We start from the raw sequence: 15,472 nt of genomic DNA, 5'->3' as shown, positions 1-15,472 counted from the left end.
GGTGTTTTCATGATAATGCCATCAGCTGCAAATATTTCAGAAGACCATGAATTGAGATCCAAATTTGTTTGGGGCTTAATTAACGATAAGGATAATTTTTCTCCACAATGTGCTGACCAAAATATTCCGCATGTATTATTCCAGTTTTGGAACGACAGCGAATCGATACCTTTGGACGTACAGGAGTGCATTGAAAGTTGGCATCCGCTAGAAGAACAAGGCTTTAAGCGTCTCTTGTTTGATGACATAACCGCAAACAACTTCATTAAAAATCATTTTGGAAATCGATATTTAAACGCGTTTCATCGTTGTCTACACCCTGCAATGAGATCAGACTATTTTAGACTTTGCTATTTAGTAAAAATGGCAGATTCTATGTCGACGCAGATGATGTTTATAGGAATATTCTTATTGAAGAATTATTCGTCGATAGTAGGCTAAAAATTCAGCCACTATGTTACGATATGCCGACAGATTCAATGGTAAAGGCAGTCGACTTTATATTAAAGAACGAATATCGTTCTGATAAGATCTATTACATCAATAACGACCCTATTATTTCGCCACCCAATCACCCACTAATTCAGCTTGCTCTTGAACGCTCTACGCAAATATTATTATCTAATGGAGACATAAAAGATGTCCAATCAACAACTGGCCCCGGGAACTCAACTGCAAGTTTAGTGAGGCATATTATTGAATTAAAGGCTATAAAGAAAAATTATGATTTTAGGTTTCTTGATAACTGGGACGATATCGCTGTACCCCAATGGCCATTAGATTATCGAAAAGATAAGCGGAATTGGAGGATTTGGGATGGCAGTAATATTTAGCTACTTCAATAAAATATATACGAGAAAGAATACTGACTATGAACATGAGAAATTATACCGGAGCGCTCAATAGGATACGATATAGACTATTATTCCATCGAAGATTATTAGATGTTTGCAGACAATCCAATTCATTTTCCAAAGACTCAAGAGACTCAATTCAAAGGATTTACGCCATAAACCTTGACCGAAAGCCAAAAAGATGGAGCCAAGTAAGTAATAAGCTGAAAAGGATAAAAAGCCGTTCTGACACTTCTTTGTTTGAACTTAGCAGGAGATTTTCGGCTATTGATGCACGATATCTTGATGAAAAAATTGACAGTAAGATGCTGTGTCCGTATTTTACTCTAGCCGATCAATTACAGGTTGAACCTAATCCACTCATTCAAATCGACGAGAGCTCCAAAGCATACAAAATAAAGATGACGCCGCAAGAAATTGCGATAGCCCTTTCCCACATAGAACTATGGAAGAAAATCGCTTCCGATAATATTCCATATACCCTCATTCTAGAGGACGATGTATATTTCGAGCGCGGGTTCGCCAATAACCTTGACGCTGCGTGGACGGATATCATAAATAAATCGTCGCAACCGTTTACCTTTGACATACTATTTCTATCATTTCAAGAAGTAGGCATAAAGCCAAAAACTAGGATACATGAAGATGGACTAGTACATAAACCAAATTGCGGAATTTGGCAAGCCTCTGGCTATGTTCTCTCAAAAGTCGGTGCACAGAAACTGTTGAACATGTTACCCGCCTATGGTCCAGTTGATCTCTGGTTAAACCTACAATTCGACAAGCTGGATGTTTATTTAATAAATAAGCCAATTATAGAACAGCGAGTGGACGTTCCTTCCACAAATTCTTACTCTATTATGCCTGTTTTGTCGCAGATCGGCGTGTCAACGCCGATTTGAATTTGCAGGTTTTCGCCAGTTAAAAAATGCATGAAAACAGCGGTAAGGAAATGTTGAAAAATTAGTTTTGGCCCTGCTCGAAAAGGGTGTTGACGATGTGCTGCTTCTGCTTCATGTACTCCTTTCGCTCTTTAAGGCGATAGCTCTCACCCTTGATATTGACAACGGTGCAGTGGTGCAAAACACGGTCTAGGATTGCAGAGGCGATAGTGACGTCGGCGAAGATCTCATTCCATTGGGAAAAGGTCTTATTGGAGGTAAAGATCGTGGAGACTCTCTCATAACGTCTCGCAATCAGTTGAAAAAACAGATTCGCCCCCTGAATATCCATCGGGAGATAGCCAATTTCGTCAATGATGAGCATTTTGTACTTGCCCAGAGTTTTGAGCTTGTCCGGTAGTCTATTCTCAAAATGAGCCTTTTTGAGCTGCTCAATTAGGGTGTGGCAGTTGATGTAATAGGTGGAGAATCGATGCTTGGCGGCAACCAGCCCCAGTGCTGAGGCCAGATGGGTCTTGCCCACACCGGGCGGGCCGAGGAAGACGATATTCTCTCCGTTTTCAAGGAAACGCATGGTAGCCAGTTCTTCAATCTGGCGCTTGTCAATGGAGGGCTGGAAACTGAAATCAAAATCCTCCAACGTTTTTTTGATGGGAAATCCGGACATTTGCACCTGCTTTTCATAGGCGCGTCGCCGTTTTGACAATGCTTCCTCGGCAAAGATATGGTCGAGCACATCTACAACGTTGAGTTCGTCCTTTACAGCTCTTTCAAGATAATTGTCCAATATCTCCAGCGTGTTTTTCATCTTAAGGCTTTCGAGGTTTTCCCTGAGACGTTCCATCGTCAGTTCCGTCATAGCAGCACCTCGTCATACCGGTTCAAATCGTGTTGTTGGATAGGAAAGTCGATGACACTGTCGCCGTCCAGCAGGGTGTTTTCTGTATCAAAGGATTGCTTGACGGTCAGCCTGCGATAATGATGGGCATTGACGACCATGTCTTTTTTCTGGTAGGATATTCGGTGCAGGGCAATTTGCTTTCCTTCATAGTAGACAGCAAGCACGTTGTCCAATGCTACGACTGCCACATCTTCGCCGGCGTATTCCGATGGCACGGAATACTGATTACCGCCGTACGAGATGAGGCAGTCTTTTTGTACCCGGCGCAGATTGATTTTGTCGATGATATATTCACGTTTAAGAGGGTTAAGGCCCTCTTTTTTTAGTCTCTCGAAGGGAATTTCATTTGTTGTGGCGTGGACTTTCCCATTGACCTTATTACACCATGCGAGGGCCTGGCCATTGAGGTCGTCAAGTGAAGAGTACTTGATGCCAATCATGAAATTATCCCGTACGAACTGTACCGTGCGCTCTATTTTACCCTTTGTCTGGCCTCGGTATGGCCGGCACAGCACATGGCTTGAACCCATAGAATCCGGCGAAATCCTCAAACTGCCGGTTGAGGGTACTGTCTTCCTGCTTCAGCAGCCGTTTGATGACGACCTGCTTCATGTTGTCATACAGAATTTCCTCCGGGTAACCGCCTAAATACCGGAACGCGTTGGCATGGCAGCGGATCAGAGTGTTGGTACTCATGTTGGTCACAAACTCTATGTACCGTGTCCGCGAGTACCCCAAAATGAACAGAAAACAGTACAGCTTTTTCAGCTTCCCATCCTCCGGCACGGTGTGATCCTCAAAAAACGCCCAGTCCATCTGCCCTTGAAGTCCCGGCATCGTTTCAAACCGCACCGTTGCTTTCTCGTCCAACTGTTCCTTCTTGTTTCGCACGTATTCCCGCACGATGCTGTGCCCACCCTCGAAGCCCTGCTCCTGAATTTTCTCCAGTATCCGCTCCGCTGAGTACGGCGCTTCCTCCAGCCATACCGTTATCTGCTCCTTGTAGGGGTCCAGCTTCGACGGCTTCGTTGCGCTCAGGCTGTATACCGGTCGCGCCTCGCTCTCGGCGTATTTCTTCGCCGTCCTCGGGTCAATGTTGTACTTGCGCGCTATCTCTGTGTAGCTCAGTCCTTTTTGCCGGTCGCTTCGGATATCCATCCGGTTTGCTCCTTCCATTTTGACACCCTTTCCGCCTGCTGCTTAACAGACAGATTTGAGTGTACCATATTGCATCCCTTTCCGCTGCAAACCTACATTTTTTGACCGGCGTTTTTCTTCATTTTATCACTGGCGCTGACACTATATTATTCTCGAAAATCGCCGCCCGCGCTGGGGAAAAAATTGCACCCACTGCATGGCCTGTATTGGTGCCTGTCCGGTCGGAGCCATCGAATATAAAAACCATTCCAAGGGCAAACGGCGGTATTACAACACCGAACGAGTATAGCAAAAGGCGCTTGAAGCCGCCGTATAACCGCGCTGCGGGCATTAAACTGCAACCCCCGGAGAATCGGAAAATGCCTTGTTCCGGGACGCTGGCGGCTTAATGTTTGTTTTACACCGCCGCCACGGTGGTTTAGAGATTTTTCCATTTGGCGAGCAGCCTGTTTAATCCGGCGAGTAGGGTGCCGTAGCGGCGCTCCAGATCGGCTACATTCTCGGCGTACAGGCTGTTCGTTTCATTGGCGCGTCGGGCAATCCGGTTGACATTCGCGCCGTTTTGGTGCAGGAGCGCAACCAGTTCCTTTGCATCGGACATATTCGCATACACCACATAGCCCGTCAATCGCCATCTTGCGCAGATAAGCGTTGATTTAGCGGAATGGCCGATCCCCGTCGCCTTATTCGTACAGCCCAGCATCTTGTGGGTTTAGAAGATCGGGGGGGCTTCCTTTTCATGAAGTTCAGCGCTCCGCCCCTTTTTTCAGAGTGCAATAATTGTCCAGAGCCGCCGCAATTTTTTCAATTTCACCGCTCCCATTAGTTGCAAAGCGCAACAGTGGAATGTCGTAGAGTTTCAGAATATTGTCCTTCATGCGGTCACGCTCATACTGTGCGGTGCCGGGTTTGTGAAAATGAAACCCATCCACCTCGATTGCAAGGACGGGTACTTTACTGATGCGATTATAAATCAGAAAGTCAACATGTGTGGCGGTGTTCATCGCATAACGGCATTCTTCGTCATTCAACAGGTGCGGGTCACGAATGAGCATGTTGAGGGAGTAATAGAAAATTACATTCAAGGAAAGATGCGGACGCTTTTGCAGCAAATCACAGATAGCCCCGTACATCAGATTTTCCGAATCATATTGCGAAACATGCGTATGCTTCTTGAGGAATGCAATGCGCGTCTGAGTATATTGTTGATATAATAGGTCGAATACGGAATAAACCTCGCTTTGGATGACCTGATAGTTGTTGTAGCGAATATAGGAGATCAAGTCACCGATGTTGCTGTCGGCTGGCTGCTCATTACCAGACACGACGAGAAATAGCCGTTTTCTGGCCCGGGAGACGGCGACATTCAGCAGGTACGGATTGTCGGAAAAATCAGTTGCCACATCGTCAACAGTCGTCAGCACGATGGTATCCTTTTCGCGGCCCTGAAATTTATGAACCGTATGTACTTCCATTTTGCTGCTGCCCAGCTGCTTTTCAATTTCCGCGACCTGATCCTTATAAGGTGCGACAATGCCCACCTCCTCGTCCGGAGTGCCCTCCAGTAGGGGAAGCGCATCTTCCACCATCACGTCGATTTGGCGTTGATTGATATGATCTCTCCGGTGATTTCCGGCGTTGGTTTCAATTAGTGCCAACGTATCCTGCTCGCCGTGATCCTGTGTCATGATGATCAGTTCGTTGCCGTAGAACTTTTCATTGCAAAAGCCGATGATTTTGGGATGGCAACGGTAATGCTCACGAAGCAGTGTTTGCGGGACATCCTGTAAGATGCTACAGATGGAGTTTAAAAAGCTGTTTTCTGAAAAAGAATAACCTCGCGGCAAATGAAAGGAAGTAAAAACCGCATCGCTACGGGCCTTCATTTCACTGGTTACGATATTCGGCAACTGCTTCAGATCCCCGACGATGACGGCGTTCCTGGCGCAGGAGAGAGCCATCGCCCCAGTGGCAACATCCACCTGAGAAGCTTCGTCCATAATCAAATAATCATAGACTACATTTTTTAAACAGCTGCGGGAGGAAAATGTTGTACTCAGCACAATTGGATATTCCGCCGAAACGTCCGAAGCGCGCTTCCAGAGATCCTTATCCGAGAATTGCTCGCGCGCAGCATGGGTTCCATAACGCTTAAACAGCTTGGCGCGCAAGTAATCCATTGAGAGCCGCGTGAGTTCATCCATCTTTTCACGCACATGGACCTGAGCAAGATGCGCCTCCAGCGCAGCAATTTCACTGCTCAGTTCTTCTTTTCTGGACTGATAGAACAACCCCTGTAAAAGTGAAATAATGGAAGGTAAGCCACTGCTGAAAAAGTCCCAATCGGAAATCCCATAGAAAAAAACGCTTTTTAACTTAAACCATAGGGAAATGCTGCGCTCCTTCTCTGAAAATGCATAGCATTCCTGCCATAACTGCATCAGTCTATCCGATTTCAATTGACGTCTTGGTTTAATTGGCAAATTGCTCCGACCGGTTTCTTTACAGAATTCCTCAAAATAATGCATTTCTGTGAAAAGGGATGCAAGCTCTATCCGCGCTTTTGAAAGCCGTTCCTGCTTGGAAAATGTCGCGGATAACTCTGAGGACAAGGTCTGGATTCTATTCCGAGACTCTGTCTGGCGCTGCGCATCCATCGCCCACCCAGACAAATCCGGATAGTTGCCGGTCTGGTTTGCTACAAAAGCCCTTTTGTTTGCCGAGTTGCCCAGTGGCGCTACCAGAAAATCCATGGCGTACTTTGGCGAGGTGAGTTTCTCCAAAACGTTTGCAGTAGCAGAATTATTATTGGAAACAACTAGGACTCTTTTGTTTGCGGCAAGCAAATTTGCAATAATATTCAGAATAGTCTGCGTTTTTCCTGTTCCGGGAGGCCCCTGAATCATACTGATCTGATTTTCAAGTGCGGCCTCTACCGCTTTGAACTGGCTTGCGTTACCACCAAACGGAAAGATCAGGTTGCTTTTAGGATAAGCTTGGGTGTGATGGACGCTAGGATTCAAGTAAACGGCCATAGCGCTTTCTTGATCGACAAACTTTATCTTTTCATATTGCTTTTGCAGAAGGACCTCTCCGTCATCGCTTTTTAATTCATTGATGCCAGCAAGCTGACGCAGATAATCCAGGCGGTTTTGTGCTTCCGCTTCGCGCAGACAAGACATGGTGATTTTCAAATTACGCTTTTCATAGGTGCGTTCGCTGCCGTCGCCAAAGCAAATGTGCCAATAGTCCTCTCTGCGGGCGTGGAAAACGAAAATACCATGGACATTGAAAAACTCCCGTCCTTCATGGGAAACATGCGCAAGAGCCGGATTCAGAGTTTCAGGATCCTTTACCCATTCAATGGAATTATAGTTGTAAGAATACGTTTTTCCGCCTTGATAGGTTACCTCATATTTTCTTGTGTTTGGGTTGTATTTGCAATATTGGATATCGCTTGTCTTATTTTGACCGTTTGCCAAGATAAGATGGTATCGTGCATTCACGCGGTTCCTCCAGATGAACAGAATTAAGCATTAAGCTAAATGATTGAAAAATAAACATTAAGCGAAGTTTCTTTTCGCTTTTAGCACGCACAGCGCTGGTTGATTCTACGTTTAAAAAACAAGGGTTTCATTTAATCTATGCATTGTCTTCATTAGAGAAGAAATCTGTATCAACCCGCTTCAGCTGATAAGTCTCAATGGGAGATACCCCAAGATTGTAGTCGATCATCAGCTTAGTCAGCATCTCACCATCGACCAGAATCACTTTGGCTGTGTGCTGTTTGCTAACATAATCTTTGGCATCTTTTGAAAATCTTGCGGTAGTAATAAACAGGCCCTTGCTTGCTCCTTGCCCAGAAAGAGCACCGACGAACTTTTGCACTTCGGGGCGGCCAACAATAACATCCGGATTCCAACGTTTAGCCTGTATGTAAATTACATTAAATCCAAGTTTATCCTCTTTGACAATGCCGTCAATTCCTTCGTCACCGCTTTTTCCTACGACCATACCAGAATTATCAATAGATCCGCCATAACCCATAGACTGCAAAAGTTGCACAACAGTTTCTTCAAAGAATTCTGATGACTGCTGCATAATTTCATCCATAATATCGTCCGCAAGTTTATTGTTAATCTGTTCATAAGCACGTTCAAAAGCATCCTGCGGCGTATCTGAGAATGGAAGAGGTACTAATTTTGCTGTAGGCACTATATCTGATTCTAATTTGTTATTGGAATTTGAATGAACAAATTTTTGGAAACTTTCGAATTGCATTAGGTATTCGTTGTCGATCTGAACAGGTTTCTCGGCAAGTGCTTTCAGGCCGGAAACAGTTATATTGTAAATTCCCCTTTTGCCACTCGCAATCAATCCGGCTTTTTTCAGATAAGTACAACACCACCCAACTCTGTTTGCAAGCAGAGTCACTTTTCCGCTCGGCGTCATTTCTTCCAAGTCACTCTCTGAAAGCTTGCGTGACTTGATAATATAGCCTTTTATTTCCTTCATGCTATGGGGCTGGCTGTCTTTTATACTTTCAAGAAATGGATTATATAGATCATCATACGCTGGTATCGCCATTCTAATCATCCTTAATTATTGAACTTGGCATATCATAAACAATTAAACGAAGTTCATATAGCTCGAATTAACTTCTGGTATACTCTCAACGCACAGGTCTTATAAGTTTATTTATTACAACAATTTTTATAAATCTATATTATTAAGCCTCAGAACCTGTACTTCCTGATTATTCATCACCTCAGTCTGTTCAGACGCCCATTCCCGCTGTGCCTCAGTGGTCATGCTGTTTTCCAATACGGCTGTCAGATCGGCGCAGGATTTTCCGACATAGCCTTCCACTTGTTCGGAAACGACTCCCTCAGGATGCAGTTTAACTACCAACTTTTTGCCCTGATCTCCAATAAAAAGCGTATGAATGATTTCCTCTGATTTTTCTTCGGTCTCAAGCCGCACGCTTTGCCCAGATTCAATGAGGGACTTTTGCAATTGGTATAGCGCGGATTTTACATATTCCTTCTGCAGCGCATGAGCAAGATTCTGGCCCTTCAGCTGGATCTGATCAGGTGAAAAAACATGGGATTCCATACTGAGTTTCAGCTCTCCGTTTTCCTGTGGAAGAAAGAAAATATTGATCTTGTCGCAATATCCAGTCAGAAGCACTCCAAGGCTTTTTTCTTCAATGCCAAGCCTGCCGAGTACTAGTTTTCCTAAAATGGTTCGGTATTGCTCCCAAACCCGGTTTTCCGGTTGAAGGTTCAGATTCCGCATAGCCTTGAATAGAATGTGTTTATCCCGGAACTTGATGTCAAAAGTGGAACAATGGCTCATAATATCCTCCTAAAATTCAATATTTCTACCCATGGAAACTTCGGCGGCAGAAGCTGAATCAGCGGCAATCATGCTCGCGCGAACGGCGTTTTCCTGTGCCCAGTTCCGAATAAATTTAATATCATCTTCACGTGATTTCGCCAATGGAACCAGATGATGGATGGCGGATGCAATATCTTGCGTATTCAGATCAGTATTGTCTTTCTTGACCGATTTTCGATAGAAAGCTTCCAGCAGCGCATCTTTGACCACCGCTTCAATTTCGGAACCGGTGAGCCGGACACCCTCTTCCCATGTCTGTTCTCCGGAAAGGTTCACCAGCGTCTCCAGGTCGAAATCCTGAGGATTGTGACGACAGCCATGAAGCATAATTGAAAATATCTCTTTTCGTTCATCGGCCGACGGGAGATCAATGAAAAAGATTTCATCGAAACGCCCCTTGCGGAGAAGTTCCGGCGGAAGGCTCTGGATATTGTTAGCCGTGGCAAACACAAAGACAGGGCTTTGCTTCTCTTGCATCCAGGTTAGCAGGTTGCCGAATACGCGGGTGGAGGTACCACCGTCCGAGCTTCCATTGGAGCTTCCAGCTAACCCTTTTTCAATTTCGTCAATCCATAGGATGGATGGCGCAATCGCTTCGCTGAGCTGCAAAGCGGAACGCATGTTGGCTTCGGATGACCCGACAATGCCGGCGAAAATTTTACCCATATCCAGTTTCAGGAGTGGCATCTTCCATGCGGAAGCAACGCATTTAGCGGATAGGCTTTTTCCGCAACCTGGAATACCCACCAGCAGAACTCCTTTGGGGTACTCCAGTCCAAAATCCCTGGCTTCCTGCGTAAATGCCGTTTTCCTTCTTTCCAGCCAGTTTTTCAGGTTTTGGAGCCCGCCGACTTTTGTCATATCGAAATGGCTGGTATCGACATATTCCAGAATGCCGGTCTTGCGGATGATTTGCTTTTTCTCCTGCAAAATACGATTGATGTCGTCAGAGTCGAGTGAATGATCTTGAACAAGAGATTTGGCCAGAGTGTTTTCAATTTCCGTCTGCGTCAGCCCCACGCCGGCCTGCGAAAGCCCATCAATCGTGTCCGCATCGTTATGTACGGTTACGCCCTGCTTGCCGACATAACTGTCAGCAAAATTTTTGATGATCTGTCTGGTTTCTTCCAGTTCAGGCAGCGGCAGATCAAGAATCGTAATTTCCTTTTGCAATTCGATGGGGATATCCAATGCCGGGGATATTAACATACTGTTTGATGGGCAGTTCATACGCAAAAACTGACAAAGCTCACGGAAACAGCGGACAAAGGTCGGTTGGTTTTTGAAAAAATTATGGATATCACACCAGATGAACAGGCTCGGTTCCTTGCCCAGTTCACGTGCCATGATTGAGGCGGCTTTAAAATCGATGCTTTTCGCATCCATCGGGCTTCCGTTAAGAATGAAGCCGTTGGTCGCCGTCCAGATAATCACGCGTTTATTCAGCTTCTGCGCTAAGCCCTGCGTTAACTGAATGCATCTTTCCTCTTCAAAGGTGGGGATATGGATCGCGGTGTATCGTGCGCGAATCAAGCACTCCAGTTCGGTCAAAAATTCGGACATTTTCAGTAGCTCCTTTTTATAGATTCGGATATCCGGTCATAAAAACAACGCCATCCGAGATGGATAGTTCAATATCATTTACCGGTTTCAAATCATCTGCGGAAATGCGGTTTGTTATTAGCAGCAGTTGCTTATTACTCCACTTAGGACCTGGTCGGTACCTGCCGCATAGCACCGCATCGGTCGCTAAGACCGTACGCAGCCGTTTGGGCGATCGTTTGATTTCCTCCAGGCTGTAGCCGGTGAACAAAAAAACGGTGTGGTTGCAAAAATTTCTGTATGTACGAATGAATTGATACACCGCTGCGTTCTGATCCAGCGGTTCCCCGCCGGAAATGGTGACACCATTGTTTTCCAGCCCTGCAAGCCACTGGGCTAGGGACTTTGGGTTATAAGCAGCACCCTTGTGAAAAACATGTAGCCCGGGATTAAAGCAACCTGCGCAATGCAAGGAACAACCCTGTGTCCAGATGACACAGCGCCTGCCTGTGCCATTCACATCGCTTTCTTTATCGATACAGGCCAGCCATAAGGACTGATTATTCATGACGTAATTCTCACTGCACTTATAAGTCAATCGTTCTGGATGGCTGACTAGAGGTCCCGGATGCAACGGCTTCATTCGGTGATGGAGTCTCAGGTATATCGGCGATTTCGATCTGCCGGATTTGCTCCATATTCTCCGATGTGGTAGTTTCCGTGTGCTGATAAGTCTTGACTTCATCGTGCGGACGGTTGAGGATGGCGTTATCCAATTGTTTCAGAAACCGAGAGACAAACTCTTCCGCTGAATCCTGTATGGTGAGACCTTTTAATAAAATCCGAAGCAACTTTTTTTGCCATCCGATCGTAATAATCATACCATTTGCAGTTCCTTTGGTGAACGATGAGGCAATAAAAGCTTTATAAATTCCAAGTTCATCAATTTTGCTTAGTGCTACGGCCATTTTTTGTGCATGGGTACGGTCGTTGAATACCAAACACACGAGTGAATCCTGCGTCAGAATCAGAATTTTGCTGCCTGCTTTCACGTCTTTCCACGACTGAAAGTCCTTATAAAGGGCAATGATAACATCCGTCTCCTTAATTAGCTGCAGTTCTTCCAACTCAAAGTAGGAGGCGTCATCGATTGTCTGATGGTATTTGATACCCAGATATTTGCCTTGATTGATTGTGGCAAAATAAAACAGAATAATGAGCAACAGGATTGAAAACATCACTTCCATCCATAATTCCGACGGATTGGGCCTTAAAATCAACGAAAGGATGCAGTAGATAGCAGTACATGCAATCAAAATCCAGAAGAAGTTACGTTTTCCTTTATACGGCTGTTTGCGCTGCTCTGTCGTTCTTCGGTAATATTTGAAATGTTTCTCCGGAGTGTATGATTTGATCTTTTCATGCAGAAAAGAGGAGTTTTTTATATAAAAACAAAACTCGTAAATGCCGCAGATTAACAACAATCCAATCGGAACATCAAACCACGGTTCGAAAGACATACCGACAAAGAGAATCAACAGCAGCAACAAAAATAGGATTAGCAGAAATTTCATCAGCGTATAATAAAACTTGCTTTTTTTCACAGCCTTCCGGTATTCCTGGTCCATGTCTTTTTCCAAGGCCATCTCCTGATTGTAAATATAGCCGCATTGCGGGCAAAGATTATCAGTGTCATTTGTGATAGCATGGCATCGTGGACAGGTTCTCATTATTAATCCTTCTTCCTATATAATTAATCTTGTGAACAGAGAATGGGCAATAAGAAATAGTCACAGTCTTGCAAAATCACCCAACCCAAACATTATCAAAGCACTTTTTTTCGCCGTTTGATAGAGTAACTATTACTTGTTTTCTTCTCATTATTCCGCTTATACGAAGTTCAAAGAAAATTCCGAACTGTTTATTTCAGCCCAGCTTTATACATCAACTCTTCAATAATAACTCTATATTTTAGGATATGAGGTTTTATATCTTGCTGGGTGGAGTTATACCAAATTTTATGGGCAGAATAATTGCCAAGGTCCTTAAATATTGCCATATCTTTACGCGTATTTGCGGATAGAGCCAATTCAGTATTTTGCTCTGCATTTTTTATTATTTTATCGAGAGTTAAGTGTCGTCCATTTTTTTCAGTGATTTCTTTTTCAACACCAAGATTTTGGTAAGATAATACCAATAGCCCTTCCAATAGCCTCCGCATCATAACTGCAGTACAGTCAAATAGATTGTTTTCATAACTGGCGTTAATCTGTTTACATAAAGACTGTATGTTTTGTGATAGATTTTCAAAAATCGAAGATGGAAGAACTGTACCATCTTGTTCAATACTGATGCTGTCTTCGTCACCCCAGTGATTTATATCTTCAATCCATTTTTCCATAGTGGCAAACCATTGCGACCAACTGGTGGATGAATTGCTAAGCCTGTTTACTTCAGTTTTTAAATCGTTCAGAATCTGATTATCTGTCCAGTCGGATTTTCTTAGAGCTAATATGTATTTGGCAAGAATATCTTCAGCCTTAAAATCATTCCAATATGCATATATTTTTTTGCACTTGTTTTTAATATGAGATATTTCCTGATCAATAGGGTTTTTTGATTTGTTATAAGCTATACCCCCAAGCTTGTCTAAAAATTTGCCAACTGATTCTTGAGTTAAGGTTCCCTTTTCGTCATAGCAAAAATATCGTTCTATGCCAATATCAATGCACTCTATCAAAAGCTCATATGGATACTTCCTAATGGTTTGCGCTAATTCTGCTTTGCCTCTCTCGTTAAGTGAATATGGCGCTATTTTATCGTTTATAATGGTTTCAATCTTTTTGTGGGCCATAATAATCCACCTTATTTCAGATCATCGCACAATGGTAGGATTTCTTCCAGCTTGGCGACGATGCGCTTTTACTCAACATATAACGCTAAAATACACATTTTTCCGCTAATGCGCAGTTTGAATGGAAGGATAAACAAACACATTGTGCTCATTAGTTAAGGACAGCCGCCTTATATTCATCAGAATACAAAATGAGCTTTTCCAATCAAAGGCTAAATCTTCTTCATCCGGTTCCTTCCTTTCAAATCTCGGTTCCCTGTATTACTTTTACGCGGTTGGCTTTTTTTAATCGGATCGTCCTTGCCTTCTCTTCCGTATCATCACTCTCGTCGTACCCATCATATGGTGCATCCGGATCATGCGGCTTCTGTTTTTTCATGCTATTGCATACCTCATCACGATGGGCAAAAGAAAAATTGATATCATCCGAATATCCGGTGTGTCCTGTGATGATGATAGGGTTCAAATGCCTTTCCCTCAGCTTTTTCTCAAGCATCGCCAGAGATCTCTTTTCCAATTCGATATCCTCAGCAAGAGCATTAATAAAGCTATATCCTCCGTCTGCACCGAACCAAATGGCATCGCCGGTAAAAAGATATGTATCATCGATGAGATAGACCATGTGACCCCATGTATGCCCCGGGATCAGAAAAGCTTCTACCTTAATGTCTCCGATGGTAAATACCTGTCCGTCCTTTAGAAGAATCTTTTTGTTATTAATTGTTACCTGCGGAAGCTTATACAAGTGAAAAATCACTTTGCGGCGCACTTCACCGGTCAAATATTTATTTTCGATTTCTCCAATATAGATCGTTGCATCCTTAAACAACTGATTACTGTCAGCTTCGATCGCGCCAACGTGATCGGTGTCCTGGTGAGTCACCAGAATATCTTTAATATTATCCGGATCCAGATCCAGCCATTCCATCTTCTCTTCCAGCCGCTCATAATTATATCCAGCATCAATCATAATTGTCTGTTCATTTTTCGTATAGAAGAAGATGTTGGCAACAAACTCTCTGACACACTTCACGTGTTCATCGATTACACCGGTATTGAGCGGTTTGAAAATTTCCTTACCTCGATATATCATAGCCATATATTTTTCCTGTAATTTTGAAGCCTTCTTAGACATTTTTTGATTCTCTTTTCTTGGCTTTCACGCAAAGCCAATGGCGTTTTGCGTCTCCGTCTGTTTGAATATCCGTAAATCCTGCGCTTTTCAACAGTGTGGAAAGCTGCTCTGCGTTGTAAATGGTCATTCCTTCAATCTTACTCGTCCACTTCTCGTTGGCAGGGTTCAAACCGTCGGCTTCGTTGCAGATAAAAAAGTTGCCTCCGGGCTTTAGTACACTCAGTACCTGTCGGAAAGCGTTTTCGATATCCGGCCAGAAATAAACCGTCTCAAAGGCAGTCACAAGATCGAATTGTTCCGGTTCAAAGGGCAGAGCGGATACATTCGCTTGCACGACGGTGCACTTGCCTTTACTGATCGCCGCCGCGTTATTTTTACGCGACGCTTTCACGCTGACAGGCGAATAATCCACTCCAGTCACGTGTCCTTCCGGGCAAAGCGCCAGCAGTCGCGTAATATTCGCTCCGCCGCCGCAACCAATTTCCAACACGCTGTCCGCTTTACTTGGGGTAATGTGCGTAAGACCCCATGTGGCAACCGGGGTATGGCCAATGTTCATACTTGTCACCATGATTTTCCCGCCCAAGCCCTCCGGCTTGTTGGTGTTTTGAAAAAATCCACTCATTTTAAATTTTTTTCTTTTATATTATTTTTAAATCCATTATTCCGCTTATGTATAATTCTCTATTTTTACAATAGGGAACTAAGTAAACATAATGAGGGACT

At 44.0% G+C, this 15,472-nt stretch carries 16 protein-coding genes; 3 read left to right on the top strand and 13 right to left on the bottom strand.

Features of this window, described 5'->3' with window-relative positions; all coding sequences use genetic code 11:
* Positions 1–15 precede the first annotated feature (15 nt).
* Both ETHHA_RS14445 and ETHHA_RS04905 read left to right on the top strand, forming a co-directional pair.
* Positions 16–441, top strand: a complete 426-nt coding sequence (locus ETHHA_RS14445) for a glycosyltransferase family 32 protein (protein WP_137143852.1) — start codon at positions 16–18, stop codon at positions 439–441.
* A 430-nt stretch (positions 442–871) separates the two neighbouring features.
* Positions 872–1,756 carry a glycosyltransferase family 25 protein gene (locus ETHHA_RS04905; RefSeq protein ID WP_013484883.1) on the top strand — a complete coding sequence of 295 codons (885 nt, stop codon included), beginning with the start codon at positions 872–874 and terminating at the stop codon, positions 1,754–1,756.
* Between the two features lie 61 nt (positions 1,757–1,817).
* Here the strand turns inward: ETHHA_RS04905 and istB are convergent, their stop codons facing one another.
* Genes istB through istA form a run of 3 tightly spaced genes read right to left on the bottom strand, consistent with a single transcriptional unit; the run spans position 1,818 to position 3,833 of the window.
* On the bottom strand, positions 1,818–2,615 hold the full coding sequence (gene istB, locus ETHHA_RS04900; protein ID WP_013484882.1) for an IS21-like element helper ATPase IstB: 798 nt from the start codon (positions 2,613–2,615) through the stop codon (positions 1,818–1,820).
* Positions 2,612–3,097, bottom strand: coding sequence for a Mu transposase domain-containing protein (locus ETHHA_RS16045; RefSeq protein ID WP_242822084.1), 486 nt, complete (start codon positions 3,095–3,097; stop codon positions 2,612–2,614). The genes istB and ETHHA_RS16045 overlap by 4 nt, the downstream gene beginning before the upstream one ends.
* Before the next feature lie 37 nt (positions 3,098–3,134).
* Entirely contained in the window at positions 3,135–3,833 is a 699-nt protein-coding gene (istA, locus tag ETHHA_RS16040; protein WP_106919181.1) for an IS21 family transposase, read from the bottom strand.
* Between the two features lie 127 nt (positions 3,834–3,960).
* Between istA and ETHHA_RS15470 the strand changes: the two genes are divergently transcribed.
* Positions 3,961–4,104 (top strand): 4Fe-4S dicluster domain-containing protein, encoded by a 144-nt coding sequence (locus tag ETHHA_RS15470; RefSeq protein WP_106919196.1) that lies wholly within the window; start codon positions 3,961–3,963, stop codon positions 4,102–4,104.
* Positions 4,105–4,233: 129 nt separating this feature from the next.
* Here the strand turns inward: ETHHA_RS15470 and mobC are convergent, their stop codons facing one another.
* The 10 genes from mobC to ETHHA_RS04845 form a co-directional block, all read right to left on the bottom strand.
* On the bottom strand, positions 4,234–4,416 hold the full coding sequence (gene mobC, locus ETHHA_RS15465) for a plasmid mobilization relaxosome protein MobC (RefSeq protein WP_137143851.1): 183 nt from the start codon (positions 4,414–4,416) through the stop codon (positions 4,234–4,236).
* A gap of 145 nt (positions 4,417–4,561) precedes the next feature.
* Positions 4,562–7,321 carry an AAA domain-containing protein gene (locus tag ETHHA_RS04885; RefSeq protein WP_013484880.1) on the bottom strand — a complete coding sequence of 920 codons (2,760 nt, stop codon included), beginning with the start codon at positions 7,319–7,321 and terminating at the stop codon, positions 4,562–4,564.
* Positions 7,322–7,457: 136 nt separating this feature from the next.
* Positions 7,458–8,402: a restriction endonuclease gene (locus tag ETHHA_RS04880; protein ID WP_013484879.1), complete on the bottom strand. Its 945-nt coding sequence runs from the start codon at positions 8,400–8,402 to the stop codon at positions 7,458–7,460.
* A 126-nt stretch (positions 8,403–8,528) separates the two neighbouring features.
* The gene (locus ETHHA_RS04875) at positions 8,529–9,173 is read right to left on the bottom strand and encodes a DUF2997 domain-containing protein (RefSeq protein WP_013484878.1); all 645 of its coding nucleotides are present in this window, start codon (positions 9,171–9,173) and stop codon (positions 8,529–8,531) included.
* Between the two features lie 9 nt (positions 9,174–9,182).
* On the bottom strand, positions 9,183–10,778 hold the full coding sequence (locus ETHHA_RS04870; RefSeq protein WP_013484877.1) for an AAA family ATPase: 1,596 nt from the start codon (positions 10,776–10,778) through the stop codon (positions 9,183–9,185).
* 16 nt (positions 10,779–10,794) lie between these two features.
* Entirely contained in the window at positions 10,795–11,325 is a 531-nt protein-coding gene (locus ETHHA_RS15015; RefSeq protein ID WP_013484876.1) for a 4Fe-4S single cluster domain-containing protein, read from the bottom strand.
* Between the two features lie 19 nt (positions 11,326–11,344).
* Positions 11,345–12,397 carry a hypothetical protein gene (locus ETHHA_RS15810; protein ID WP_159033357.1) on the bottom strand — a complete coding sequence of 351 codons (1,053 nt, stop codon included), beginning with the start codon at positions 12,395–12,397 and terminating at the stop codon, positions 11,345–11,347.
* Between the two features lie 281 nt (positions 12,398–12,678).
* Positions 12,679–13,611, bottom strand: a complete 933-nt coding sequence (locus tag ETHHA_RS14435; RefSeq protein WP_013484874.1) for a hypothetical protein — start codon at positions 13,609–13,611, stop codon at positions 12,679–12,681.
* A 241-nt stretch (positions 13,612–13,852) separates the two neighbouring features.
* Positions 13,853–14,746: an MBL fold metallo-hydrolase gene (locus ETHHA_RS04850; protein ID WP_041686668.1), complete on the bottom strand. Its 894-nt coding sequence runs from the start codon at positions 14,744–14,746 to the stop codon at positions 13,853–13,855.
* On the bottom strand, positions 14,739–15,371 hold the full coding sequence (locus tag ETHHA_RS04845; protein ID WP_013484872.1) for a class I SAM-dependent methyltransferase: 633 nt from the start codon (positions 15,369–15,371) through the stop codon (positions 14,739–14,741). The genes ETHHA_RS04850 and ETHHA_RS04845 overlap by 8 nt, the downstream gene beginning before the upstream one ends.
* Positions 15,372–15,472 lie beyond the last annotated feature (101 nt).

This window comes from Ethanoligenens harbinense YUAN-3 (assembly GCF_000178115.2).
In the GTDB taxonomy this organism is placed as follows: domain Bacteria; phylum Bacillota; class Clostridia; order Oscillospirales; family Ethanoligenentaceae; genus Ethanoligenens; species Ethanoligenens harbinense.
Note: the sequence above shows the minus strand (reverse complement) of the source record. Positions and strands in the feature narration are given on the sequence as shown.